This is a genomic window from Amycolatopsis sp. NPDC114484 (assembly GCF_055633755.1).
The window spans coordinates 886,149-908,320 of record NZ_JBVKDQ010000001.1; the positions used below are offsets into that span (position 1 = coordinate 886,149).

General features: G+C 69.1%; 24 protein-coding genes and 1 pseudogene. 14 read left to right on the forward strand and 11 right to left on the reverse strand.

The window, feature by feature from the left end; genetic code table 11:
• The first annotated feature begins 161 nt into the window (after positions 1-161).
• From ACZ7SW_RS04270 to ACZ7SW_RS04280, 3 genes are all read left to right on the forward strand, one after another.
• Positions 162-821, forward strand: coding sequence for an HNH endonuclease family protein (locus ACZ7SW_RS04270; RefSeq protein WP_470228949.1), 660 nt, complete (start codon positions 162-164; stop codon positions 819-821).
• 13 nt (positions 822-834) lie between these two features.
• Positions 835-1,488 (forward strand): alpha/beta fold hydrolase, encoded by a 654-nt coding sequence (locus tag ACZ7SW_RS04275; RefSeq protein WP_470228950.1) that lies wholly within the window; start codon positions 835-837, stop codon positions 1,486-1,488.
• Positions 1,489-1,574: 86 nt separating this feature from the next.
• Positions 1,575-5,291 carry a S8 family peptidase gene (locus ACZ7SW_RS04280; RefSeq protein WP_470228951.1) on the forward strand — a complete coding sequence of 1,239 codons (3,717 nt, stop codon included), beginning with the start codon at positions 1,575-1,577 and terminating at the stop codon, positions 5,289-5,291.
• 29 nt (positions 5,292-5,320) lie between these two features.
• On the opposite strand, the gene ACZ7SW_RS04285 is transcribed toward ACZ7SW_RS04280, so the two are convergent.
• Entirely contained in the window at positions 5,321-6,322 is a 1,002-nt protein-coding gene (locus ACZ7SW_RS04285) for a helix-turn-helix domain-containing protein (RefSeq protein ID WP_470228952.1), read from the reverse strand.
• Between the two features lie 127 nt (positions 6,323-6,449).
• Between ACZ7SW_RS04285 and ACZ7SW_RS04290 the strand changes: the two genes are divergently transcribed.
• Positions 6,450-6,953 (forward strand): hypothetical protein, encoded by a 504-nt coding sequence (locus ACZ7SW_RS04290; protein WP_470228953.1) that lies wholly within the window; start codon positions 6,450-6,452, stop codon positions 6,951-6,953.
• Here ACZ7SW_RS04290 and ACZ7SW_RS04295 read toward each other — a convergent pair.
• From ACZ7SW_RS04295 to ACZ7SW_RS04305, 3 genes are all read right to left on the reverse strand, one after another.
• Complete coding sequence (locus ACZ7SW_RS04295; protein WP_470228954.1) at positions 6,899-7,318, reverse strand: ATP-binding protein; 420 nt, start codon at positions 7,316-7,318, stop codon at positions 6,899-6,901. The genes ACZ7SW_RS04290 and ACZ7SW_RS04295 overlap by 55 nt on opposite strands.
• A 64-nt stretch (positions 7,319-7,382) precedes the next feature.
• Complete coding sequence (locus ACZ7SW_RS04300) at positions 7,383-8,159, reverse strand: SigB/SigF/SigG family RNA polymerase sigma factor (RefSeq protein ID WP_470228955.1); 777 nt, start codon at positions 8,157-8,159, stop codon at positions 7,383-7,385.
• Positions 8,156-8,572: an ATP-binding protein gene (locus ACZ7SW_RS04305; RefSeq protein ID WP_182893754.1), complete on the reverse strand. Its 417-nt coding sequence runs from the start codon at positions 8,570-8,572 to the stop codon at positions 8,156-8,158. The genes ACZ7SW_RS04300 and ACZ7SW_RS04305 overlap by 4 nt, the downstream gene beginning before the upstream one ends.
• Before the next feature lie 151 nt (positions 8,573-8,723).
• Between ACZ7SW_RS04305 and ACZ7SW_RS04310 the strand changes: the two genes are divergently transcribed.
• The 3 genes from ACZ7SW_RS04310 to ACZ7SW_RS04320 all read left to right on the forward strand — a co-directional run bounded on the left by ACZ7SW_RS04310 (position 8,724) and on the right by ACZ7SW_RS04320 (position 10,550).
• Positions 8,724-9,029, forward strand: a complete 306-nt coding sequence (locus tag ACZ7SW_RS04310; protein ID WP_116200661.1) for a WhiB family transcriptional regulator — start codon at positions 8,724-8,726, stop codon at positions 9,027-9,029.
• Positions 9,030-9,249: 220 nt separating this feature from the next.
• Positions 9,250-9,603: an STAS domain-containing protein gene (locus ACZ7SW_RS04315; RefSeq protein WP_470228956.1), complete on the forward strand. Its 354-nt coding sequence runs from the start codon at positions 9,250-9,252 to the stop codon at positions 9,601-9,603.
• Between the two features lie 161 nt (positions 9,604-9,764).
• Positions 9,765-10,550 carry a metal-dependent hydrolase gene (locus ACZ7SW_RS04320; protein WP_470229242.1) on the forward strand — a complete coding sequence of 262 codons (786 nt, stop codon included), beginning with the start codon at positions 9,765-9,767 and terminating at the stop codon, positions 10,548-10,550.
• 123 nt (positions 10,551-10,673) lie between these two features.
• Here ACZ7SW_RS04320 and ACZ7SW_RS04325 read toward each other — a convergent pair whose 3' ends face one another.
• The gene (locus tag ACZ7SW_RS04325) at positions 10,674-11,432 is read right to left on the reverse strand and encodes a nuclear transport factor 2 family protein (RefSeq protein ID WP_470228957.1); all 759 of its coding nucleotides are present in this window, start codon (positions 11,430-11,432) and stop codon (positions 10,674-10,676) included.
• 184 nt (positions 11,433-11,616) lie between these two features.
• Here ACZ7SW_RS04325 and ACZ7SW_RS04330 point away from each other — a divergent pair, with 184 nt between their 5' ends.
• Entirely contained in the window at positions 11,617-12,162 is a 546-nt protein-coding gene (locus tag ACZ7SW_RS04330; RefSeq protein WP_344287762.1) for a TetR/AcrR family transcriptional regulator, read from the forward strand.
• On the opposite strand, the gene ACZ7SW_RS04335 is transcribed toward ACZ7SW_RS04330, so the two are convergent.
• Positions 12,159-12,737, reverse strand: coding sequence for a helix-turn-helix domain-containing protein (locus ACZ7SW_RS04335; RefSeq protein WP_470228958.1), 579 nt, complete (start codon positions 12,735-12,737; stop codon positions 12,159-12,161). The two genes, ACZ7SW_RS04330 and ACZ7SW_RS04335, sit on opposite strands and share 4 nt — an antisense overlap.
• A gap of 91 nt (positions 12,738-12,828) precedes the next feature.
• On the opposite strand from ACZ7SW_RS04335, the gene ACZ7SW_RS04340 reads away from it, so the two are divergent.
• Positions 12,829-14,028: an MFS transporter gene (locus ACZ7SW_RS04340; protein ID WP_470228959.1), complete on the forward strand. Its 1,200-nt coding sequence runs from the start codon at positions 12,829-12,831 to the stop codon at positions 14,026-14,028.
• On the opposite strand, the gene ACZ7SW_RS04345 is transcribed toward ACZ7SW_RS04340, so the two are convergent.
• A complete protein-coding gene (locus tag ACZ7SW_RS04345) occupies positions 13,999-14,928 on the reverse strand; it encodes an MFS transporter (RefSeq protein ID WP_470228960.1) in 930 nt (309 codons plus the stop codon). The two genes, ACZ7SW_RS04340 and ACZ7SW_RS04345, sit on opposite strands and share 30 nt — an antisense overlap.
• 362 nt (positions 14,929-15,290) lie before the next feature.
• On the opposite strand from ACZ7SW_RS04345, the gene ACZ7SW_RS04350 reads away from it, so the two are divergent.
• Complete coding sequence (locus ACZ7SW_RS04350; protein WP_470228961.1) at positions 15,291-15,629, forward strand: hypothetical protein; 339 nt, start codon at positions 15,291-15,293, stop codon at positions 15,627-15,629.
• Between the two features lie 2 nt (positions 15,630-15,631).
• Here ACZ7SW_RS04350 and ACZ7SW_RS04355 read toward each other — a convergent pair whose 3' ends face one another.
• Together ACZ7SW_RS04355 and ACZ7SW_RS04360 are read right to left on the reverse strand one after the other, a co-directional pair.
• Entirely contained in the window at positions 15,632-17,227 is a 1,596-nt protein-coding gene (locus ACZ7SW_RS04355) for an ABC transporter permease (protein ID WP_470228962.1), read from the reverse strand.
• Positions 17,224-18,123: an ABC transporter ATP-binding protein gene (locus ACZ7SW_RS04360; RefSeq protein WP_470228963.1), complete on the reverse strand. Its 900-nt coding sequence runs from the start codon at positions 18,121-18,123 to the stop codon at positions 17,224-17,226. The genes ACZ7SW_RS04355 and ACZ7SW_RS04360 overlap by 4 nt, the downstream gene beginning before the upstream one ends.
• Positions 18,124-18,217: 94 nt before the next feature.
• Here ACZ7SW_RS04360 and ACZ7SW_RS04365 point away from each other — a divergent pair, with 94 nt between their 5' ends.
• Complete coding sequence (locus ACZ7SW_RS04365; protein WP_470228964.1) at positions 18,218-18,703, forward strand: GbsR/MarR family transcriptional regulator; 486 nt, start codon at positions 18,218-18,220, stop codon at positions 18,701-18,703.
• Here the strand turns inward: ACZ7SW_RS04365 and ACZ7SW_RS04370 are convergent.
• Positions 18,700-19,263: a TetR/AcrR family transcriptional regulator gene (locus ACZ7SW_RS04370; protein WP_470228965.1), complete on the reverse strand. Its 564-nt coding sequence runs from the start codon at positions 19,261-19,263 to the stop codon at positions 18,700-18,702. The two genes, ACZ7SW_RS04365 and ACZ7SW_RS04370, sit on opposite strands and share 4 nt — an antisense overlap.
• A 90-nt stretch (positions 19,264-19,353) precedes the next feature.
• Between ACZ7SW_RS04370 and ACZ7SW_RS04375 the strand changes: the two genes are divergently transcribed.
• The gene (locus ACZ7SW_RS04375; RefSeq protein ID WP_470228966.1) at positions 19,354-19,983 is read left to right on the forward strand and encodes an NAD(P)-dependent oxidoreductase; all 630 of its coding nucleotides are present in this window, start codon (positions 19,354-19,356) and stop codon (positions 19,981-19,983) included.
• 11 nt (positions 19,984-19,994) lie between these two features.
• Here the strand turns inward: ACZ7SW_RS04375 and ACZ7SW_RS04380 are convergent.
• Positions 19,995-20,099, reverse strand: a pseudogene (locus ACZ7SW_RS04380) (phosphoketolase family protein); the annotation flags it as partial.
• A 190-nt stretch (positions 20,100-20,289) separates the two neighbouring features.
• Here ACZ7SW_RS04380 and ACZ7SW_RS04385 point away from each other — a divergent pair.
• Positions 20,290-21,039: an SGNH/GDSL hydrolase family protein gene (locus ACZ7SW_RS04385; protein WP_470228967.1), complete on the forward strand. Its 750-nt coding sequence runs from the start codon at positions 20,290-20,292 to the stop codon at positions 21,037-21,039.
• 99 nt (positions 21,040-21,138) lie between these two features.
• On the forward strand, positions 21,139-21,279 hold the full coding sequence (locus tag ACZ7SW_RS04390) for a hypothetical protein (RefSeq protein WP_158242475.1): 141 nt from the start codon (positions 21,139-21,141) through the stop codon (positions 21,277-21,279).
• Positions 21,280-22,172: the final 893 nt, after the last annotated feature.

The window sequence follows — 22,172 nt, forward strand, 5'->3', positions numbered from 1 at the left end:
CACCCCCGCTGATCTGGGCTTTTTCGTTGCCGGGCAACAACTGGTCCGACGTGGTCCTTGCCACGGCTCGAGCGCTGCCGAGAGTGTCTGCGCGATTACCGGCCCGCCGACAGGCATACTCCGGCTCCCCGAACTCCCCGCCCGAGAGGATCCCGCGCACCATGGCCCGGCCGTTCCCCACCAAGCGCACCGTGCTGCTCGCGGTCGTGCTGCTCATCGCTGTCGTCGGGTTTTGGTACGGCCAGCGCGAAGTCGGCGACACCAAGTCCGAAGCCGCACCGGCGTCCGCCGCGGACGCGACGAAGCAGCTGTCGGAGCTGAAGATCGGCACCCGCGGCACTATGACCGGTTATTCGCGCGACAAGTTCAAGCACTGGGACAGCCAGGGCGACAGCTGCGATACCCGCGAGGCCGTCCTCAAGCGCGCGGGCAAGGACGTCAAGGCGGGCAGCGACTGCAAGCCGACGTCGGGTACCTGGCTCAGCGTGTACGACGGCCAGACCTGGACCAAGGCGACCCAGCTCGACATCGACCACATGGTCCCGCTCGGCCAGGCATGGGTGAGCGGCGCGCGCGACTGGACGCAGGAGAAGCGCGAGCAGTTCGCGAACGACCTCACCCGGCCGCAGCTGTTCGCCGTGACGGCCAGCGTGAACCGGCAGAAGAGCGACAAGGCTCCGGACGAGTGGAAGCCGCCGCTGGTGTCGTTCTGGTGCACGTACGCGACCGACTGGGTCACCGTGAAGCACTACTACGGGCTCACGATCACCGACATGGAGAAGAACGCGCTGCAGGACATGCTGAAGCGCTGCCCAGCGTGACAAGCTGGGCGTCATGGCGATTTTCGCACTGATCCACGGGGGCGGCGGCAGCGGCTGGGACTGGCATCTGGTCGCCGAGCGGCTCAAGGCGTCCGGGCATGAGGTCGTGGCCCCGGACCTGCCGATCGAGAACCCGCAGGCCACGTTCGCCGACTTCACCGACACCGTCGTCTCGGCGATCGGCGATGCGCGGGACGTCGTCGTGGTCGGCCATTCCTACGGCGGGTTCACCGCGCCGCTCGTGGCGGAACGGGTCAACGCGCGGCTGCTCGTGTTCGTCGCCGGGATGGTGCCCGCGCCGGGCGAGGCTCCGGGGGAGTGGTGGGGCAACGTCGGCTTCGAGTCGGCCGAGGGCCTGAGCACCACTGAGCAGTTCATGGCGGACCTTCCGGCCGAGCTCGCGGAGGAGAACGAGCGGCGCGGCCGGGATCAGAACAGCGCGGAGTACAGCCTGGCCTGGCCGGGCGAGCGGCTGCCGGACGTGCCAACGAAAGTCCTGCTCTTCCGCGACGACCGGTTCTTCTCCGCCGACCTGCTGCGCCGGGTCGCGCGCGAACGGCTGGGGACCGACGCGGACGAGATGGCCGGTTCCCACCTCGCGCTGTTGAGCCGTCCGGACGGACTGGCTGACCGCCTAATGGCCTATTACGCGACAGTGGCTGGCTAACCAGGCGCTGTCCCAGTTGCGACATGTCACAACCGCGACAGCGCGAGCTAGTGACGTGAACCCCTGCTCGCCCCGAATCTTGTGCGATGACGTGGAGATCACGAGCCATCACTCTCGGCTGCACGGGCGCACTGGTCGCGGCATTCGGCCACGCGGCGCCCGCGGCGGCCGAGCCTGCGAGCGGTTCACCGGCGCCTGGTCCCGGTGAGCGGCACACGGTCACCTTGCTCACCGGTGACGTCGTGCAAGTCGAAGGCGTCCAAGGCGGCAGGCAGATCGCGACGGTCCGACCGGGCAAGGGGCGGGAGAACATCCGCTTCACCCAGTCCGAAGTGGACGGCAAGCTGCAGGTCATCCCGGCCGACGCCGTGTCGCTCGTGGCGGACAAGCGCCTCGACAAAGCCCTGTTCAACGTCACCGACCTGATCGCGCAGGGGTACGCCGACGAGTCGAGCCCGACGGTGCCGATGATCGCGCACTACGCCAAGGGCGTCTCGATCGCTTCCGCGCCGGCGTTCGCCGCCACCACGCAGGGCGCCGAACTGCCCAGCGTGAACGGCCGCGCGGTGCGTGAAGACAAGAAGCGCGCGGGCGAGTTCTGGCAGTCCTTCACCGGTCCGCGCGCGGCTTCCGGTGCGGTGGAACGGATCACGCTGGACCGCAAGGTGCGCGCGTCGCTCGACCGCAGCGTTCCGCAGATCGGGGCGCCGGAGGCGTGGGCGGCCGGGTTCGACGGATCCGGCGTCGCCGTGGCCGTGCTCGACACCGGCTACGACCCCAACCACCCGGACCTCGCGGGCAAGGTCGCGAAGTCGGCCAACTTCTCGACCAGCCCGGACGTCGTCGACCGGTTCGGCCACGGCACGCACGTCGCGGCGACCATCGCGGGCAGCGGCGCGGCCGCGGGCGGCACGCGCAAGGGCGCGGCGCCGGGCGCGAAGCTGTACGTCGGCAAGGTGCTCGGCGACGACGGCACGGCCTCGTCTTCCGAAGTCCTGCAAGGGATGGAGTGGGCCGCGAACTCCGGCGCCAAGGTGATCAACATGAGCCTCGGCGGCGGGGCGACCGACGGCACGGACGACCTCAGCGTCGGCCTCAACGAACTCACCGCCCGTACCGGCGCGCTGTTCGTGGTCGCCGCGGGCAACGACGGCCAGGAAGGCGCGTCGACCATCGGTACGCCGGGCACCGCGGATTCCGCGCTGACCGTCGGCGCGGTGGACCGCAAGGACGAACTGGCCCCGTTCTCCAGCATGGGCCCGCGGCAGGGCGACCAGGCCGTGAAGCCGGACATCACCGCGCCTGGCGTGGGAATCGTCGCGGCGCGCGCGGCCGGCACCTCGCTCGGTGAAGTGGTGGACCAGTACTACACCGCGGCGTCCGGCACGTCGATGGCGACTCCGCATGTCGCTGGCGCGGCGGCGATCCTGTCGCAGCGGTATCCACAGTGGACAGCGCAGCAGCTCAAGGACGGCTTGGCCAGTACGTCGAAACCTTCTGCCGGGCTTAACGCCTTCCAGCAGGGTGGCGGCCGAGTGGACGTCGCCGCCGCGGCGGTGCATCCCGGAGTCTTCGCGACCGGCACGCTCAACCTCGGTCCGGTCACCAAGGACAGCGGTCCGGTGCGCAAGGAAATCACTTACGCCAACACGACTTCCGCGCCGGTCACCCTCACGCCGAAGCTCGACCTGCGCCGCGGTGACGGTGCCACGCCGGGTGACGCGGTCAAGCTCGAAAAGTCCACTGTGGAGGTTCCGGCGAACGGAACCGCGACAGTCGCGATCACCGTCGACTCGGCCGCGCTGGTGCCGGGCAACTACACCGGCAGCGTTCTCGTCGGCGCGGTGCACACGACGGTCGGACTGGTGAAGGAACCGCCGAAGCACAAGGTGACCATCAGCGGCATCGGCCGTGACGGCAAGGCGTACCCGATGGATCTCCAGCTCTTCGGGGACGACATGCGATACGACATCGTCGGGGACATGGTCAGCGACCACCCGTTCGTCACCGAACTCCCGGAGGGCACCTACTACGCCCGCGCGATGTTCCACACCGGACGGGCCCCGGACGAGGAGCTCGCGATCGTCCTCAAACCCGAGTTCACCCTCACCAAGGACCTGAACCTGGTAATGGACGCGCGGAGCGCGGTGCCGGTGGAGATCAAGACGCCGCGGCCGTCGACGCTGGAAAACATCATCAGCAGTTACGCGCACCGCGAATTCGGGTCGCGCAAGATCTCGAACTACGTCATGGAATTCCCCGGCGTGCGGCACATCTACGTGACGCCGACGGAGAAGGTGAAGAACGGGACGTTCGAATTCGGCACCCGGTGGCAGCTCACCGCGCCGATGCTGACCGCGACCACGTTGCCGTGGCTGGGAATCAAGACCGAACTGTTCTACCACGCGTCGTCCCCGGCGATTTCCGGGTTCAAGTGGCTCGGCGTCGTACCGGTCGAGGCCGATAAACCGGAGCAATATGCCAAGGCACACGGGAAAATCGCGTTGGTGACCCCCGCGAAGGACGGCACCGACCCGGGTACCGCGGCCAAACAGGCCGCTGCCGCGGGCGCCGCGATGGTGATGGTCGTCAGCCTTCCCGGCGAGCACACGTACGGGCACTGGCAGCCGCGCGGCAATCGCCTGCCGATTCCCGCCGTGCTGGCCACGAACGAACAGGGCATGAAGCTGGCCGACCGGGCCAAATCCGGTTTCACCAGCATGTTCCTGCAGGGCACGCCGGTGAGCCCGTACCTGTACGACATCATGCAGGTGACGCACGACCAGATTCCGCAGAAGATCGTCCATCAGGTCAGCGACCGCAACAGCGCGACTGTCACCGCGAATTACCACGCGACCGGCAAGGACGAGTGGCTTTCCGAACAGCGCTTCGGTTGGCGGCCATGGGAAAAGACCGCGATCAACCAGTATCAGCGGTACGCGCGCACCGGCACGGCTCGCGAGGAGATCGTTTCGACCGACGAGACGATCTGGCAGCACCGCGTGAACAACAAGCTCAGCTGGGACACGTTCCAGCCGCTCGCGGTCGGCATGATCGAACAGCCGCATACGCTCAAGCCCGGACAACGGTCGACGGAAAACTGGTACGCGCCAGTGGTCCGCCCGGCGATCCCGCGCGGAGCGGGACTGGAAACGTCGCGCACCGGCGACAATTTCGCCTTCCGCATCCCGGAGTTCGCCGACCCGGAGACCTCGCACTACGCGTTCTCCGAAGCGGAATTGGGCGATGATCAGCCGGACCAGGTGAGCGCGAAGCTTTACCAGGACGGCAACCTCGTCAAGGAAGGCCCGGCGGCGTGGGGCAAGTTCCCGGCCTCGGCGGACCCGGCGAAGTACCGGCTCGACCTCGCGCTGACCAAGTCCACTCCAGACTGGGCGTACGGCACGCACACCGAAACGTCGTGGACCTTCGGGTCGAAGCGGCCCGCCGAAGGCAAAACGGACCTGCTTCCGTTGCTGCAGGTGGATTACGGCGTGCAGACCGACCTGACGCAGAAGGCGCGCGCCGGGCGTTCGCTGCCGGTCGAGTTCACCATCCGCAACCAGGACGGCATGGCAGCTCCGAAGAATCCGCAGCTGACTGTCGAGGTGTCCTATGACGACGGTCGCACGTGGACGAACGTCAAGCGGATGGACAGCATCGGCGACGGCCGGTTCCGCGCCGTGGTCGACCATCCGCGGCTGGACCGGACCAACGGCTTCGTCGCCCTGCGCGTGCACGGGTCCGACGCCGACGGGAACGCGGTGCAGCAGACGGTAATCCGAGCCTACGGGCTCTCCTGAGAAAGAGGCAGCCGGATAACCCCTCGCGGTTATCCGGCTGCCGCGGGCTCGTCGAGCCAGCCCTGCCTGCTGACCTCCCACGCCAGCTGCATCCGGGTCTGTACGTTCATCCGGGTCATCAGGTCGTGGATCCGCCGCTGCACGGTTCGCTGGCTCACCGCGAGCCGGGTCGCGATCGCCTTGTCGGTGACCCCCGCGACCAGCAGCGACAGCAGATGCAGTTCATCCCGGTCCGGTCCGGCACCGCCAGGGGCGTCCTGCGGGGTCCCGTCCGCGCGCAACGGCCACGCGCGTTCCCAGTAGCTCTCGAACAACGCGATCAGCGCGGCCAGCAGACTGCTGTCGCGGATCAGCGCGGCGGTCGGTTCGCCGGAGCCGTCGAGATTCTGCACCAGCGGGCACAACGCGATGGTGCCGTCGGCGATCGCCAGCCGCACCGGCACGACGGTCGACGACCGGGCCTCCTCGCCGTGCCGGATCCCGTGCGCGACGTTCTCGATCATGCCGGGCTCTTCCAGCATCGCCCGTTCGTAGACGACCCGGTACCGCACGCCGCGAGCGAGCGCGTCGTACTCGTCGGCGTTCTCGCCCGAGGCCATCGCGATGTGCCCGGCCCGGCAGAACCACAGCAGTTCGTGCCGGGCGCCGACCTGGATGTTCGTCAGCTGCTGCCGGATCGCCGCGCTGCCGGTGATCACCTCGACCAGCTGCGTCGCGTCCCGCCGTCGCGCGCCGCCGCGGTACTCCTCGGCCATCCGGCTCACCGCGGTGCGCGCCCACTCCAGCGATTCCTGCCCGCGCATCAGCAACGGCCCGAAGGCGACGTCCGGCGGCGACGGGGCGTAGCGCGGCTCCTCCCCGGCGACCAGGCTGACCAGCCCCTTGGCGTGCAGCGAACGCAGGATCGCCGACACCTGCGCCGGGCTGAGGCCCAGCTGCTCGGCCACCTGACGCGGTCCGGCGTCGAACATCCCGACGAGGAGCCGGTAGACCCGCTCCTCGTCCCCAGTCACCCCGATTGCGTCCAGCATCCGGCGAGCGTAAGGCACCGGCAACGGGAGCGAACGAGACAAAACCGGACAGCGCCGCCCCGCCCCACTGCCACCGGTGCGCTGCGGGTCTGTTCCGGCGACCTCGGCAACGTGCGCCGCCGACGCCGTGGCCGAGCCGGGGACCCGTCCCGGCGGACCAGGCATCCCCGGCGAACCGCGCAGGGTTCTCGCCCGGCGTCCGGCGCGGTGGATCGGACTCGTCAGCGCGGCGGCCCTCCTCGCCGGGATCGTGTTCCTCCTGCTGCCGGTGACTGCCCTTTATTACCTCGACGGCAACGGAAACCCCACCGACGTCCGGACGATCTACGGAACGCGCAGCGACCAGATGCTGGGACTGCCGGCGAATACGTTCGGCGAGGGCGATCCGCCGACGGACACCACGAGCGTCCGGATCGATTGCGGCACGGCGCTCAGCGCTCCGGAGGGCTGGCTGATCGCCGAGGCGCGCGGCGAGGAAGGCTGCGCGGTGGCCGAACGGCCGCGGCTGATCGCGGGCTGGCTCGGCGTCGGACTGGGAGCACTCGGCGCGGCCGTGCTCATCGCGGGCGGGCGTCGTCAGCCGAGGCCGAACGCCGCCCAGACGCACTTCCCGTCGTCGGCCGGGGCATAGCCCCAGCGCCGGGACAGCGCGCGCACCAGCTGAAGCCCCCGGCTGCGCGCCGCGGACGGAGCGACCGGTTCCTTCAGCAGCGGAATGGCGGAAGAGGCGTCGAAGACCCGGACCATCAGCTCGCCGTGTTCGAGCAGGAGCTCGAGCCGGTCCGGCCGGTCGCCGTGCTCGAAGGCGTTGGTGACCAGCTCGGAGGTCGCCAGCAGTACGTCGTCGCGCACCTGGGCGGGAACGTCGAGCTGGGCGAGCGCGGCGCGAACCTGGGCTCGCGCGATGGCGGGCGCGGTGACGTCGTCCGGGAGCTCCAGGCGCACGGTGGCGGCGGCCGCCTCGGTGCTCCTGGTTGGCATCCTCGACGTCGTCATGGCTTCCGCACCTCCCGACCGCTGTGCTCGCATGTGGTGTTTACCCAACTCGGCCGAAAGCGAATCAGGTGCCCTCGGTGATGTCAGTCTCGGCCAGTCCGGTACGGAGCTTTTTGAGCGTCGCCGCGAGCAGCCGGGACACCTGCATCTGGGAAACCCCGACGCGGCGCGCGATGTCCGACTGGCTCATCCCGGACCCGAACCGCAACGCCACGATCTTGCGCTCGCGCTCGGGAAGACTGTCCAGCATCGGCCGCAGCGCCTCGCGCAGTTCGGCTTGGCCGAGGTTCGCGTCCGGCGCCCCGAAGCGCGTGTGCGCGGAGTTCTCCAGCAGGTTGTCCAGCGACGCCCCGTACCGGCCCTGTCCGGCCCGCAGGCCCTCGTAGACGTCCTCGATCGGCACGCCGAGATGGCGCGCGATCTCACTGGGCTTCGGAGCGCGGGACAGCCGCACGGTCAGCTCCTCGCGCGCGGCCGAGATCGTCGCGTTGAGTTCCTTGAGCCGCCTCGGCACCCGGACCGACCAGCTGTTGTCGCGGAAGTGGTGGCGCAGTTCACCGGAGATCGTCGGCACCGCGAAGGCCAGGAAATCGGTGCCCTGCGCGGGGTCGTAGCGGTCCACCGCGTGGATCAGCCCGACGGTGGCGATCTGCACGAGGTCGTCCATCGCCTCGTCGCGGTTGCGGAATTTCCGGGCGAGGTTGCGCGCCAGTTCGAGATGCTCGCGCACCAGCCGGTCCCGGATCTCCTCGCGGCGGGGCGAATGCTCGGGCAGCTCGGTCAGCTCGTGGAACAGTGCTGCCGCGTCGGTGGGCTTGTCGCCGCCGGCGGGGTTCGTCACGAGCTGGCCGCCTCACTCTCCCGGACCAGTTGCACCCGGGAGAGGTACCGGCCGTTCGCCGGGGTCACGGTGCGCCGCGCGGAGGTCGCGAGCGCGGTCAGCAGCTGCCAGGACAGACCCGTCTCGTCGCCGTGGTCGGCGCGGTCCGAGACGACCGACACAGTGACCTCGATCCGGCCCTCCAGCCAGGAGAACACGCAGGTCAGCTTGCCGTCGGCGGCCGAGGGCAACAGCATCGAACAGGCCTCGTCCACGGCCATCCGCAGATCCTCGACCGCGTCCAGGTCGAAGTCCTGGCGCATGGCGATGTCGGCCACGATGGTGCGAAGAGTGGGCACCACGTGCGGGATAGCCGCCGTCCGCACCTCGATGAGCTGTGCGTCCTCGCGCTCGAGCGGGGCGTTCTCCTCCACGTGCTGTCCTCTCTCCGGCGTGCCACGCCAGTCTTTCGTGCCCGATCTGCCACATGCCCGGGGGGTGAGCAAACCAAACCCGCGTTTGACCGCCGCGACCGGCGGGCATGTAGCGGTCGAGTGTGCTGATCCCGGGAAAGGTGGGGACGACATGGCTGACGTGAGCCGACTGCCGAACGTGGTGGCCGAGGAGTGGGAGTGGCAGCTTCAAGGCTCGTGCCGCGGAGCGGACAGCAGCCTGTTCTTCCATACCGACAATGAGCGCGGCTCCGCGCGCGAGCGCCGCGAGTCCCGGGCCAAGGCGATCTGCCAGACCTGCCCGGTGCTGGCGCAGTGCCGCAAGCACGCGATGACCGTCGAAGAGCCGTACGGAATCTGGGGCGGGCTCGGCGAGATCGAGCGCCGCGAGCTGTTCATGCGCGAACGGCGCGCGAAGCGCAAGACAGTGTCCGCCTGAGCTGACCGATCCCCACCACCCGCGCGCCCACCTGCGGCGCGCGGGGTGCTGTGCGTTCGCCGGTAGCCCATGCGTGAAGGTGTAGCCATGTGCCGACGCGGCAGCGGTCACCCCCTGGGTTAGGGTTGGGTCTCCAAATGCTTGGGACCGTGACACGGTTGCCTCTTGAGACAACAGGCGCGTACCGGCGCAGGAGCAGCGCCTGACGAGGAGAAACTGCATGCCCGCAGCCGACCAGAACGCCACTCCGCCCGGATTCGGCATCACGCTGGACACCGCGGCCGGCGAGCCGAGGGTAGTGGTCACGGGTGAGCTCGATCTGCTCACCAGCCCGCAGCTGCAGGAAGCTCTTGCCGGATTGATCGCGGACAAGAATTCCCGTCGCGTGGTGGCCGACCTCACCGGGGTGACCTTCTTCGACTCTTCGGCGCTGAACGTCGTCCTGCACGCCCAGCGGCAGGCCGGGGAAGCCGACGTCGAACTCGAGGTCGTGCCGAGCCCGGCGGTCAGCCGGGTGATCGAGCTCACCGGCGTGGCCGAACACCTGAGCGTGTCGGAGGAACCCCCGGCCTGATCTCCCGATACGGTCGCGCGGGCTGACCGTGCCGATCGTTTGCTAATCCGACCACAGTCACGGCCTCATGGCTTCGTAGCAACGGTTACGTGCCGTGCGGGGGTCGGCCTGCTTTTGGCCGGATCAGTAAATGGCTCGCGACCTGGGGGACGACCATCATGATGGGGCGCACGCACGCCCTGACCGGCTGGTGCGCGGGCCTTGCCCTCGCGCCCGCGGTCGGAGTCGGCACGGTGCACCAGGCGGTGGTCTTCGCGGCCACCACGGCCGGGTTCGCGCTGCTGCCGGACCTGGACCATCCCAGCGCCAGCGCGACCCGCCTGTTCGGCTGGCTGACCGGCGCGCTGTCCTGGCTGCTGCGCCGGGTGTCTGCGGCTGTATACGCCCTGACGAAGGGCCCGCGCGACGAAAAGGTGACCGGTACGCACCGGCACCTCTCGCACACCCTGCTGTTCGCCGTCGCCCTCGGCGCGGCCACCTCCGCTGGCTGTAGCGCCGGCGGAGCTTGGGCCGTGCTGGGCGTGCTGTTGTTCGGGCTGTTGCTCGCCGTCGCCGCCCTTGGCGACTGGTTGTTGCTGCCGTATGCCGGAGCGGTGGTCTGGTGGTACCTCACCGCGCCGGACGACCGGGTAGCCCAGCTGGCGGACATCTCCGGCTGGCTCGGGGTGGCCGTCGCGGCTGGCTGTTTCGTCCATTGCCTCGGCGATTCGCTGACCGAGTCGGGCTGCCCGTTCCTGTTCCCGCTGCCGATCGCGGGGGAGACCTGGTACGAACTCCGCCCGCCCAAACCACTGCGGCTGCACACCGGGAAGAAGGTGGAGACGCGGCTGGTGTTCCCGGTGTTCGCACTGGTGGGGGTGCTGCTGGTGCCGGGAGTGTGGGACTGGACGGTGGCTACGGTGGAGCATTTGTTCACACCCCCGGCTTCGCAGACCGCGACGCAGTAGCACGCCGATACCGCTCCCCAAGCGCGCGGCTTCGACAGCTCAGGTGGTTCCGTCACCGTCCGCGCCCGGTGACGCCACGATGCTGAAGACGCGCCCCCGGCACGGACCACGACCTCCGCGGAACTACTCCTCGAACCTAGGCGCACCCGAGTAGTCCCGGGAGTGCACGATCCGCCCGTCCCGCACCGTCAGCACCATCGCGTACGTCGACACGTACGGCTTGCCCTCGTACGCCCCGTGCAGGTCGTACTCCGCGACCAGCACCTCCGGATCGCTCGTTTGGTGCACGACGACCCGGTCCGCCTTGGTGATCCGCCGCCGCTGTCCTGCCTCGTGAAAGCGTTTGCGCAACTCCTCCCGGTCGCGCGTCACCTTCGGCACCCCGGCCGGCGCGAACGGGATTTCGATCACGACGTCGTCGGAGTACAGGTCGGCGAGGTCGTCCCAGCGGTTGTCGACAGCCGCGTCGAGGAAGCGCTGGAAGACCTCTTTGGTCCCCATCAACGTGGTTGCCGCGCCGTTGTTCGGGAAGTCGCGGTACCGGGTGATCTCGCTGTCCCGCACGGTCAGCAGTCCGGCGGACGACGGGATCCGATAGCTGTGCCCGGTGTGCGGATTCCGTCCCTCGGCGACGAGTTCGACGGCGAATCCGTCCGCGGTTTCCGTAGTGGTGACCTCGACTTTCTCCAGGCCGATCCGAGCCGCGACGGCGCTGCCGGCTCCGAGCGTGGCCAGTACGGCGTCCCGGCCGACCGAGCGGTGGCCGGTGAACGGGATTTCGTAGACGGCGTCCTCGGCGAGGACGTCGGCGAACGGTGCGGCGTCGAAGGCGCTCAGCGCGTTCGCGACGATCTCGGCCACTTCGGACACGGTGCGGGGCATCAGAAACCTCATTCGGGAAGGCAGAGGGATAATCGGAACGGGTGACCCGCTTGCGAAGATACGGAGTTTCCACTCCGGTTGTCAACGACGGCCTGGAGATCTGGGACACGGTCAGAAGCGGCGGCGATCGTTCCGGGGAAGAATCGGACGACCGCACCACTTTGAGAGCAGAGGAGATGGCCAGGTGGAGAAGCCTGCGCTCCGCGCGGACGCGCGCCGGAACCGCGCCCGCGTGCTGGCTGCCGCCGAAGCGGCCTTCGCCGTCGACGGGCTCTCTGTGCCGCTCGACGACATCGCGCGGCTGGCCGGCGTCGGCGCGGGCACTGTCTACCGGCACTTTCCCAGTAAGGAAGCGCTCTTCCAGGCCGTCGTGGTGGAGCGGCTGGAGCAGTACGGCGTCGAGGCGCAGGAGTTGATCGACTCCGACGTGCCAGGCGAAGCGTTCTACGACTACTTCACGCGCGTCATCGAACAGGCGTCGCGTAACCGCGCGATCTGCGAAGCGCTTGGTGAGACAAGCGGTTCCGCGTACAAGGCCGAAGCGGCGGAGCGCTTTCGCGTGAACCTCACTGCGCTTCTGGAACGCGCGCAAGCCGTCGGCGCTGTACGCGCCGACATCGACGGCGAAGACCTGCGCGCGCTCATCGTCGGCGCGCTGGCAGTGGAGCGCTTTACGCCGGACAGTCGGCATCTCGTGCGCGTACTGCTCGACGGTCTGCGCAAGGTCTAGCGACGGCCGACGCGCAGGTGGATGCGTTCGCCGGACTTGTTGAAGAGGCTGAGGATTTCGACGTCGCCCTTGCCGGCGGCACCGAACCAATGCGGGATGTGGCAGTCGAACTCGGCTGCTTCGCCGGGCCCCATGATGAAGTCGTGCTCGCTCAGGCGTACGCGTAGACGTCCGCGAAGCACGTAGAGCCATTCGTGCCCGTCGTGGGTACGCGGGTGGGGCTCTTCGTCGCGCGCCGGGATGATCTGTTTGTAGGCGCGGAGTTCTCCCTGGTGCCGGGACAGCGGGATCAGCACGCGCCCGTCCCGCTTGGCGGCCTGCTGGGGTACGCGCGGGTCGACGATCCGGGGCGCGGCGACGATCTCGTCGAACGGGATGCCCAGCGCCGCGGTGATCGGCAACAGCAGTTCGAGGCTCGGCTTGCGCTGCCCGGATTCCAGCCGGGACAGCGTGCTGGTCGAGATGCCGGTGGACCGCGACAGGTCGGCGAGGCTGACGCCCCGGTCGTCCCGGGCGCGCCGCAGCCGGGGCGCGATCTGCTCGAGCACGCCGTCGACGGCGGGGTGGTCGTTCATGTGGCGCAGTCAACCAATGCGTCCCGGAAACAGCAACGTTTCTTGCCGCTTCCGGTCGAGCCTTCCGATCCTGGTCGTGGAGGTGATCCCCATGGATCCGAGAACCCGCACCACAACCGACGGCGTGCGCCTCGTCGACCCGAGCAGCGGCCGGCTGCCGGTCGGCGTCTATCTGCTTGCCTTCAGTCTGTTCGCGATGGGCAGCGCGGAGTTCCTTCTGGCGGGTGTGCTGCCTGCGGTGGCCGACGATCTGCAGGTTTCGCTGTCCTCAGCCGGATTTCTCATCACCGCGTTCGCGCTCGGTGTCGTCCTCGGGGGCCCGCCGTTCGCCGTGCTCAGCCTGCGGTGGCCCCGACGCACCGCGCTGCTGGCGACGCAAGGAGTGTTCGCGGTCAGCGTCGCCGCCGGGCTGCTGGGCGGCTACCAGGTCTTGCTGGTCAGCCGGGTGGTCTCGGGTGTCGCCTACGCCGGTTTCTTCGCCGTCGCTTCTGTGACCGCGATCAGCCTGGTCACCCCGGACCGCAACGCCCGCGCCTCCGGGGTCGTGGTCAGCGGCCTGAGCGTGGCCATGGTCGCCGGCGGACCAGCGGGCACCTTGCTTAGCCACTTCACCCAGTGGCGTGGCGGATTCTGGGCCGTGGTCGCACTGACGCTCGCCGGAATCGTCGGCTGCTCGCTCGGAATCCCCGCGGCGACCCGGTCGATGGCTCGGCCAAGCGTGTCGCGCGAGCTTGCCACGATCCGCAAACCGCGGCTCTGGGGCATTTACGGGAGCACGATCCTGACGACGGCGGCGTACATGATCACGTTCAACTACCTCTCGGCCATGCTCGCCGAGATCACCGGCGTCCCGACGGTGTGGATCCCGGCGGTCCTCGCGCTCTTCGGAATCGGCGCTTTCGTTGGCCTGTCCATCGGCGGACGCATCTCCGACCAGCGACCCCACACCGCGCTCCTCGCCGGAGCCGTGGCGATCGTGGCGCTTTCGGTCGTCATGGTCCTCGCGATCCACAGTTCGTGGGCGGTGCTTCCCGCGGTGTTCCTGCTCGGAATCGCTGCTTTCGTGCTGAATCCCGCGATCTACGGCCGGGTCTTCGCCATCGCGGCCGACGCTCCGACGCTCGCCGGGGCGACCACGGTGTCGGCTTTCCAGCTGGGCATCAGCGCGACTCCCGTCCTGGCGGCAGCCGTGCTCACTCAAGGCACTGCTCTCATGTGGGTCAGCCTCATCGGAGCTGTCCTAGCCGCGCTTGCGGTCCCGCTAATCCTCCTTGACCGTTTCCTCGGCTAGTGGCAGATCACGCATCTTGCGAAGCGGCGAAGCAATGAGAATCACCGATGCAGCAAGGATTCCGATGCCGCACACATACAGCGTGACCCGGGTTGTGGTGAGTTCCGCGATCAAGCCGCCGAGCAGACTGCCGATCGGGGCGACGCCGGAAATGACCGTCTGCGACACCGACGAGAACCGGCCCAACAGTTCGTGCGGGGTGACCGCCTGCCGGAAGCTGGTCTCGAACACGCCGAGCACGATGATCCCGAAACTCGACCCGAAACCGCCCGCTCCCCACCAGGCGAGACCCCAGCCTTGGGTCGCGAAAGCGTTGAGCAGGAACGAAACGCTGTACACGGCGGCACCGAAATACAACGCCCGCGCGGCACCGAAGCGAGCGCCGAGCCGTCGCGCGACTCCGCTCGCGAGCAGTGCTCCGAGCAGCGAGACCGTGCCGAGCAAGCCGATCATGAACGGTGCGACGTGCAGGTCGCGGACCATGAACACCGTCGACACCGCCATGAACATCGACTGGAACAGGCTCGACGCGGCACCGTGCATGGCGATCGCCCGCAGGAGCGGATTGCGCAGCACCGTCCGCAGTCCCTCGCCGATTTCGCGGCGGAGGTTCCGCTCAGCGGGCTCGGGCCGCACCTCCGGCGTGCGAATGCGGCGCAGCCAGGCGGCGGACCACAGGTAGGTCAGCGCGTCGACGGCCATCGCGCCCGCGCCCCCGATGAACTGCACGATCATCCCGCCGAGGCCGGCCCCGGCGATCGCGGCGACGGACAGGTTCGTCTGCAGCCGGGCGTTCGCCTCGGGCAGTTCGCCGCGTTCGACGAGACTCGGCAGGTAGGTCTGGTGCGCGACGTTGAAGAAGACGGTGAACACGCCGGCCAGCAGCACGACGACGTACAACCAGCAACACGACGACGTACAAATGGCCCAGCGTCAGCGCATCTCTGACCTGACCCAAGCGCGGGATCGCGCCGGTGTCTGGACGGATCGGTGTGACCGGCCCCAGCCGGGCGCGCCGATCCGTCCAGACACCGGCTTGAAGGCGATCCCGCCCGCGACGGCGGAGCCGGTGCCAAAAACACTGCTGAGGCCGTCGGCGAGCCAGAGCCGCCGGAAGTCCGGCGTGCGAAGAATCCCCCTCATACGGCCAGTGTTACATAAGTTGAGCCCGTATATATCAAGTTGCACAGTGCGTAACGACGCCTATGATCAACGCGACGAAACCCTCGTAGCCGAGTGACCGTGCGGCGAGGAGGTGCCGGATGTCGGACACCGCTCCCACCTGGGGTTATGTTGTCGTGACCGGTCTCGCTGGGCTGGCAGGCGGACTGCTCGTCGCCGCGCTGCTGGTCGCCGGTCGCACTCCGCGTCCGGCCGGAGAGTCGCCGCCCACCCCGCCGCCCGTGCAACAGGCGACAGTCACGGTGACCGGCCTCCCTCTGCCGCCGATCACCGTGACCTATCGCCCGCCGGCACCCCCGGCCCCGCCGCCGCGCACGACCACGGCCACGGTGTCGGTCACCCCGACGGTCTCGAGCCCGTCGGCACCCCCGCCGACCACGCTGGGCCCGACCACCGGGTTCTTCCGCGACGAACGCTGAGGTCAGCCGACGTCGCGCCGCCGCCAGCCGGCCAGGCCCGCCGCCAGCACGACCGCCGAGACCGCCAGCAGCACCACGAGCGGCAGCGCGGTGAACACCTCGCCGGGCACCTTCGGCGGATGCTGGAACGGCGAGACGTCCAGCAGCACCTGCGGCGCGTTGACGACCGGTCCGAACATGCTGATCAGCAACGCCAGCGCCGCCACGCCCCAGGCGGCGGTCGCCAGCTTCGGCAGCAGCCCGAAGATCAGCGCGGCCACCGCGACGATCACCCACGCCGCGGGCACCTGCACCGCGACGGCCGCGACCATGTTCCCGACCGAGCCCCCGACGTCACCGCTGCGCAGCCCGTTCGACAGCCCGAGCAGCACGCCGCCGACGAGCACGAGCAACGCGCTGCCGGCGAACGCGAACACGAGGTGGCTCGCGGCCCAGCGCAGCCGTCCGACCCGCGTGGCCAGCAGCGGTTCGAGCCGGATCGCCGTTTCCTCGGTGCGCATCCGCAGCGTCGCCTGCACGCCGTAGAGCGAGGCGAGCATCGCGAACAGGCTCACCATCGTCGCCAGGAAAGCGTCGACCAACCCGTGCGATCCGCCGAGCCGTTCGAAGATCTGCCTGCTCTGCTCGGTGCCGCCGACCAGGCCGGAAATGCCCTGCGCGATCGTCCCGAACAACGCACCGCCGACCGCGAGCCCGACCAGCCAGCCGAGCAACGGACCCCGCTGCAGCCGCCAGGCCAGCGAGAACGGCGATCGGAGCGATGGTGCGGCCTCGCTCGGCCCGAGTCGCGGCGGAAGCAGGCCGACGCCGACGTCGCGACGCGGCAGCAGCACGTAGGCCACGACGAACAGCACAAGCGTGGTCGCGACGGGCAACATCAGTACCCACCAACGTTCTTCGGCGAACGGCCGGATCTGCTGAGCCCAGCCGAGCGGTGACAGCCACGAGAGCCAGTGCGCGTCGGTGGTCGAATCACCCGCGCCACGCAACAGAAACGCGACGCCGAGCACGGCCGTGCCGATGCCGTTCGCGGTGCGCGAGTACTCGCCGAGTTGCGCGGCCACCGCGGCGACGCCGGTGAAGACCAGACCGGCGAGCGCAGTGCTCGCGCCGAGCGCGACAGAACCCGCCGCGGGAACCTTCGAAGCCAGCGTGATTGCTTGCAGCGCCCCGATCAGCACGCTCGTCCCGCCGGTCACCGCGAGCGCGGCGGTGAGCGGTGCGTACCGACCGACCACAGTGGACGCGAGCAGTTCGGCGCGGCCGGTGTCCTCTTCCGCGCGGGTGTGCCGGGTGAGCGTGAAGACCGCCATCAGGCCGGTCAGCAGCGCCAGGAACCCGCCCATCCGCCAGGCGATGAACCCGCCTGCCGTGCCGAGGTTGAACGCCGGGCCGTAGAGCAGCGCGAACGACGGGTTCGCGGCGGCCGACGCGACGAGCCCGGCCCGGCTCGCGGCGGTCGGATAGAACTGGTCGTAGCTGCTGATCGTGGCTGCCGGAATGAGGCTGAGCAGGACGATCCAGATCGGCAGGACGATCCGGTCGCGGCGCAGTGCCAGCCGGATCAGCGGTCCGGTGCCGGTGAGCGTGCCGGTCATTTCCCCGCCTCGAGTTCGTCCGCGTAGTGGCGCAGGAAGAGTTCCTCGAGCGTCGGCGGCCTGCTTTCCAGGCTGCGCACGCCGATCTGGGTCATCTGGCGCAGCGCGTCTTCGAGCGAGCGGGTTTCCACGTCGAAGCGGACGCGGTTGCCGTCGACCTTGAGGTCGTGCACGTCGGAGAGCTTGGCCAGGCCGTTGGGCGGTCCGCACAGCTCCGCGGAGATCGAGGTGCGGGTGAGATGGCGCAGTTCGGCGAGTGTGCCGGATTCGACGGTGCGGCCGTTCCGGATGATGCTTACCTTGTCGCACAAGGCTTCTACCTCGGCGAGGATGTGGCTGGACAGCAGGACGGTGCGGCCCTGCGCGCGCTCCTCCTGGATGATTTCCTGGAAGGTGGCCTCCATCAACGGGTCGAGGCCCGAGGTCGGTTCGTCGAGCAGCAGAAGGTCCACAGTGGACGCGAGCGCGGCGACGATGGCGACCTTCTGCCGGTTTCCCTTCGAGTACGTGCGGCCCTTTTTGCGCGGGTCGAGATCGAAGCGCTCGATGAGTTCCTTGCGGCGCTTCTGATCGAGCCCGCCGCGCAGCCTGCCGAGCAGGTCGATGACCTCGCCGCCGGAGAGGTTGGGCCAGAGGTTGACGTCGCCGGGCACGTAGGCGAGCCGGTGATGCAGGCTCGCCGCGTCGCGCCACGGATCGCCGCCGAGCAGCCGGGCCTCGCCGGCGTCGGCGCGAAGCAGTCCGAGCAGCACCCGGATCGTGGTGGACTTCCCGGCGCCGTTCGGGCCGAGGAATCCGTGCACTTCCCCCGCGGGAACCTGAAGATCAAGGCCGTCGAGGGCCTTCACCCGGCCGAAAGCTTTGTGCAGGCCGGAGATCGCAATGGCGTTTCCCATGGTTTGGAAGCTACACTCTTTTCACGAAGTTGTGAAGTTAGGAAAACGTCTGGACCGAGTGATCTTCCGGGAAGGCGTGGGAGAGGATGGACGGATGACGACGCCTGAGACAGAACGTGACGAGGACGCCGTCCGCCGCTACGTCGAAAGTCTGGGCCTGGTGATGTCCCAGATCGGCATGCAGCGCATGTCAGCGCGGGTTTTCGCGGCGCTGATGACGACCGACTCGGGGCAGCTGACGGCCGCCGAGCTGGCGGAGCAGCTGTCGGTGAGCCCGGCCGCGATCTCCGGCGCGGTGCGGTATCTGGACCAGGTCGGTCTCGTGACGAAGGTCCGCGAACCCGGCGAGCGCCGCGACCATTACCGGCTCTACGACGACCTCTGGTACGCGACCTTCCTCAAGCGCGACCGCTTCCTGATCATGTGGCGCGACGCGGCCACCGAAGGCATCGACGCTCTCGGCGAGGACACTCCCGCCGGGAAGCGGCTGGCCGAGATGCGGGACTTCCTGGCGTTCATGCTGGTCGAGGTCAACAACCTGTACGACCGCTGGCACGAGCTGCGGAAAAACCGCGACTAGCCGAGCTTTTCGAGGGACGCGGCCAGCTGGTGCGCGAGGTCTGGTCGCGGGGGTCGTTCCTCGAACGACGCGAGGAACGCTTCTTGGAAACACGCGCCGAGCAGTAGCCGGGCCGCGGCTTCGACGTCGAGATCGCTGCGCAGCCTGCCTAGCTTGACCTCTGCGGCTAGGTAGTCGGCGACGTGCTGGATCGGCAGGTCGGGGCCGTTTTCGAGGGTGTCCCGGTGGGTGCGGAGCAGGTCGCGCGAGGAGAAGATCGAGACGGAGATCGGGAAGCTCGCGCAGTAGAAGGCCAGTGCTGTGGTGGTCAGCTCAGCGAGATTGTCGCCGAGTGCTGCCTTTCCGGGGTTTTCGGTGAGCCTTGTCGCTGTGGCGACCAGATCGGGCAGCTCTTCTTTCAGTACTGCCAGGAAGAGTGCGGTCTTGTCGCGGAAGTGCTTGTACAGCAAGGCTTCCGAGTAACCCGCGGCCTGCGCGATCGCCTTGGTCGTGGCGTGCGCGTACCCGCGCTCCCGCATGACCGTCGCTGCTGCGGCGACGATGTCCTCGCGGCTTCCCATTCGTGCTCCCTGAGGGTCTTCTCAGTGTGGTGAGTGTTCACTCACCCTAGCTGGTAAGTGTTTGCTCACCCCTTGGTTTGGAGGCCTCTCATGAAGATCACCGTCCTAGGCGCGAGCGGCCGGATCGGCGGTCTGGCGGTGCGGGAAGCGCTGGCGCGCGGATGGCACGTGACCGCCGTCGTCCGCGACCCCGCGCGGTTGACCGTGCCCGCGCACCCCCGATTGGACGTCGCGGTTCACTCGCTGACCGATCCTCGCCTGGCCGACGCGGTGACCGGCCGTGACGCTGTCGTCCTGGCCCTTGGCCCCACGGACCTCAAGCCGACGACGGTCAATTCCGACGGCACTCGCTCCGTGGTGTCCGCACTGCGTGGTTCCCGGACTCGGTTTGTGGTGGTGAGCGCGTCCGGCCTACCTGCCGAGGGAGACAGCCTGTTCTCGCGGTTGCTGCTGAAGCCGTTGCTGGGTGCGGTGCTGCGCAACGGATATGCCGACCTGCGGCGGATGGAGTCGATCCTGCACGAGGCTCCGGAGGTGCGGTGGACGATCGTGCGCCCGACGAGGCTGACGGACAAACCCGCGCGGGCGCGGGTGCGCAGCCAGGTGGGGTCGGATGTGCGGGGGAGCTATCAGATTTCGCGGGCGAACGTGGCCCGGTACCTGCTGGACGCGGTCGAGGGCGAGTCTTTGGCGGGGAAGACGGTGTCGATCGCTCAGTGAGCGGCTGTCTACGCCTCGCCGTCGCCGACGACGCACCCGACGAGCAGGCCCGGATTGTCGAACGCGTGCGCGAGCGAGTAGCCCAGTTTGCCGCCCTCGTGGATGCGATTGCCGACACCTGGGCTTGCTGGCAGCGGGCCCGCCTGCGAATGCGCGTTCTGCGGCGGGTGATTCTGTCTGCCGTCGCAGACATGTCCCCAGCTGCTTCCCCAAGTTGTCCCCAGGGTTGTCCACAACTCACCTCCCCTGTGGACAACTCCCTCCGCAGGCCCGGATCTGTCGTGGCCCCTCGTTACTGTCGGAGGCATGGCAGTACTTCGGCTGTTCCTCCTCTTCCTGATGGCGCCCGTGCTCGTCGCGCAGGCTGTCCGGGTGCGTCGGGCGACTCCGCGGCTTCCCGGGGCCGACGGGCCGACCGAGGGCGCTCTCGGTTCCGGGCGACCGCTGCGGCTCACCGTGCTCGGCGAATCGACGGTGGACGGCGTCGGCGCGCTCACCCACGCCGAGGCGCTCACCGGGCAGCTCGCGGTGGGGCTGGCCCGCGCGTACCCAGACCGGGAGGTGCGGTGGCACGCGCTGGGCATCACCGGCGCGTCGGCGCGCGTGGTTCTCGACGAGCTGGTTCCGCGCGTCCGGGCGGCGGACGTGGTGGTCGTCGCCCTCGGCGTGAACGACACCTTGGAACTGCACTCGGCCGCGCGGTACCGGCGGGATCTGCTGGCGATCGTCGTCGAGGTGCGGCGGAGGGTCGGCGATGTCCCGGTCGTCCTCGCGGGGGTGCCGCCGCTCGCGAGTTTCCCGTCGCTGCCCCGGCCGCTGCGGGATGTGCTCGGCGCGCGGTCGGTCGCGCTCGATCGGGCAGCCCGCGAGCTGACCCGGATTCCCGGGGTCACGCACATCCCGTTGGTGCCGGGATTGCTCCGTCCGGGAATGTTCGCCGCCGACCGTTTCCACCCCGGCCCGGACGGTTACCGCGCCTGGGCCGCCGCGCTCTCGGAGGGATTACCGATCGTCACTGACGGTTGGCATCCGGGGGAGGTGACGCGGCTGTCCTGACCGGCAGGTTCACAAAAATCCCAAAAACTTTGGCTCTCCGTGTATCTAGGCGCACCCTGGATGCGTCCTATAGGGCGAACCAAGGAAAGGGAGGGCCACATGCCTGCGGATCAGAAGGACGAGCGGCAGCCGGGAACCACCGTTCCGCCCGTCAAGACGAGCCCCGCGCCTGGGGCGAACCGGGGAGTGCAGCCGGACGGCAACCACGAGCCGCTCGACGACACCGGTACTGCCAAATAGCGAGACGGGCGGTGGCCGGGAGCCGAGGGGGCTGCCGGACGCCGTCGGCCGGAGAGAGTTCGGGGAGGAACTCTCCTCCGGCGGGGCCCGACAGGGGAGCGGGCCCTCATGGGGGCGGGGAGTACCGGTCGGCGCGCGCGAGCAGCTCGCGCTGGCCGGTGCGCACCCGCACGACCGCACTGGACCGGCGACCTGATCGGCACAAGGGGGCGATCAGGCCGGCGTCCGGTGCGAAGTGAGAGATGGACGTGACGACAAGGACTGGCCACACCCGCCGGTCCGGTTCCGCTCGGCCCGGGTCTGGGGGACCCGGCCCGGCCGGACGGGTTTCGGAGGGGACCCGACCGGCCGCCGAGCCAACCGGAGCGACGGAGCGGCCAGTCCTTGGCGGACCGGCTCGCGGGCTGGCGCGGTTGGACGGGTCCGGGGGAGGGATCTGTTCGGCTGGCGGGTTTCGCGGGCTGGTTCGGCGGGACTGGTGGGTCGGTTTGCGGGTTGGCGCGGTTGGGATGGGTCCAGGGGAGGGATCTGTTCGGCTGGCGGGCTTTGCGGGCCGGTTCAGCAGGCCTGGCGGATCGGTTTGCGGACTGTCCGGCTGCGGATCTCGGGGAGGGATTCGTTGGTCGGCGGGCCCGCGGGCTGATCCGGCGGGACCGGCGGTTGGCTTGCGGCCTGGTCTGGCCGGGCGGGTTCGGGGAGGAATCCGCCCAGCCAGGCCAGGCTTGCGAGCTGACCTGACTGGCTCGGCCGGGTGGATCCGGGGGAGGGATCAACTCGGTCGGCAAGGTGGTGAGCAGGGACTGTCAGGTCGGCTTGGGCTGGCCAGCGGGATGGATCCGGGGAGGGGTCGATCCGGCGGGCCGGGCCGACGGGACTGGTGAATCGGCTGGCAG

Bases quoted from the DNA above. Each gene is read 5' to 3' on its own strand.
- ACZ7SW_RS04355 (WP_470228962.1), bottom strand. From the start codon at position 17,227: ATGACCGGCACGCTCACCGGCACCGGACCGCTGATCCGGCTGGCACTG.
- ACZ7SW_RS04320 (WP_470229242.1), top strand. From the start codon at position 9,765: ATGGGGCGCACGCACGCCCTGACCGGCTGGTGCGCGGGCCTTGCCCTC.
- ACZ7SW_RS04325 (WP_470228957.1), bottom strand. From the start codon at position 11,432: ATGCCCCGCACCGTGTCCGAAGTGGCCGAGATCGTCGCGAACGCGCTG.
- ACZ7SW_RS04280 (WP_470228951.1), top strand. From the start codon at position 1,575: ATGACGTGGAGATCACGAGCCATCACTCTCGGCTGCACGGGCGCACTG.
- ACZ7SW_RS04370 (WP_470228965.1), bottom strand. From the start codon at position 19,263: ATGGGAAGCCGCGAGGACATCGTCGCCGCAGCAGCGACGGTCATGCGG.
- ACZ7SW_RS04365 (WP_470228964.1), top strand. From the start codon at position 18,218: ATGACGACGCCTGAGACAGAACGTGACGAGGACGCCGTCCGCCGCTAC.
- ACZ7SW_RS04270 (WP_470228949.1), top strand. From the start codon at position 162: ATGGCCCGGCCGTTCCCCACCAAGCGCACCGTGCTGCTCGCGGTCGTG.
- ACZ7SW_RS04360 (WP_470228963.1), bottom strand. From the start codon at position 18,123: ATGGGAAACGCCATTGCGATCTCCGGCCTGCACAAAGCTTTCGGCCGG.
- ACZ7SW_RS04315 (WP_470228956.1), top strand. From the start codon at position 9,250: ATGCCCGCAGCCGACCAGAACGCCACTCCGCCCGGATTCGGCATCACG.
- ACZ7SW_RS04340 (WP_470228959.1), top strand. From the start codon at position 12,829: ATGGATCCGAGAACCCGCACCACAACCGACGGCGTGCGCCTCGTCGAC.
- ACZ7SW_RS04285 (WP_470228952.1), bottom strand. From the start codon at position 6,322: ATGCTGGACGCAATCGGGGTGACTGGGGACGAGGAGCGGGTCTACCGG.
- ACZ7SW_RS04390 (WP_158242475.1), top strand. From the start codon at position 21,139: ATGCCTGCGGATCAGAAGGACGAGCGGCAGCCGGGAACCACCGTTCCG.
- ACZ7SW_RS04275 (WP_470228950.1), top strand. From the start codon at position 835: ATGGCGATTTTCGCACTGATCCACGGGGGCGGCGGCAGCGGCTGGGAC.
- ACZ7SW_RS04350 (WP_470228961.1), top strand. From the start codon at position 15,291: ATGTCGGACACCGCTCCCACCTGGGGTTATGTTGTCGTGACCGGTCTC.
- ACZ7SW_RS04310 (WP_116200661.1), top strand. From the start codon at position 8,724: ATGGCTGACGTGAGCCGACTGCCGAACGTGGTGGCCGAGGAGTGGGAG.
- ACZ7SW_RS04335 (WP_470228958.1), bottom strand. From the start codon at position 12,737: ATGAACGACCACCCCGCCGTCGACGGCGTGCTCGAGCAGATCGCGCCC.
- ACZ7SW_RS04385 (WP_470228967.1), top strand. From the start codon at position 20,290: ATGGCAGTACTTCGGCTGTTCCTCCTCTTCCTGATGGCGCCCGTGCTC.
- ACZ7SW_RS04375 (WP_470228966.1), top strand. From the start codon at position 19,354: ATGAAGATCACCGTCCTAGGCGCGAGCGGCCGGATCGGCGGTCTGGCG.
- ACZ7SW_RS04295 (WP_470228954.1), bottom strand. From the start codon at position 7,318: ATGACGACGTCGAGGATGCCAACCAGGAGCACCGAGGCGGCCGCCGCC.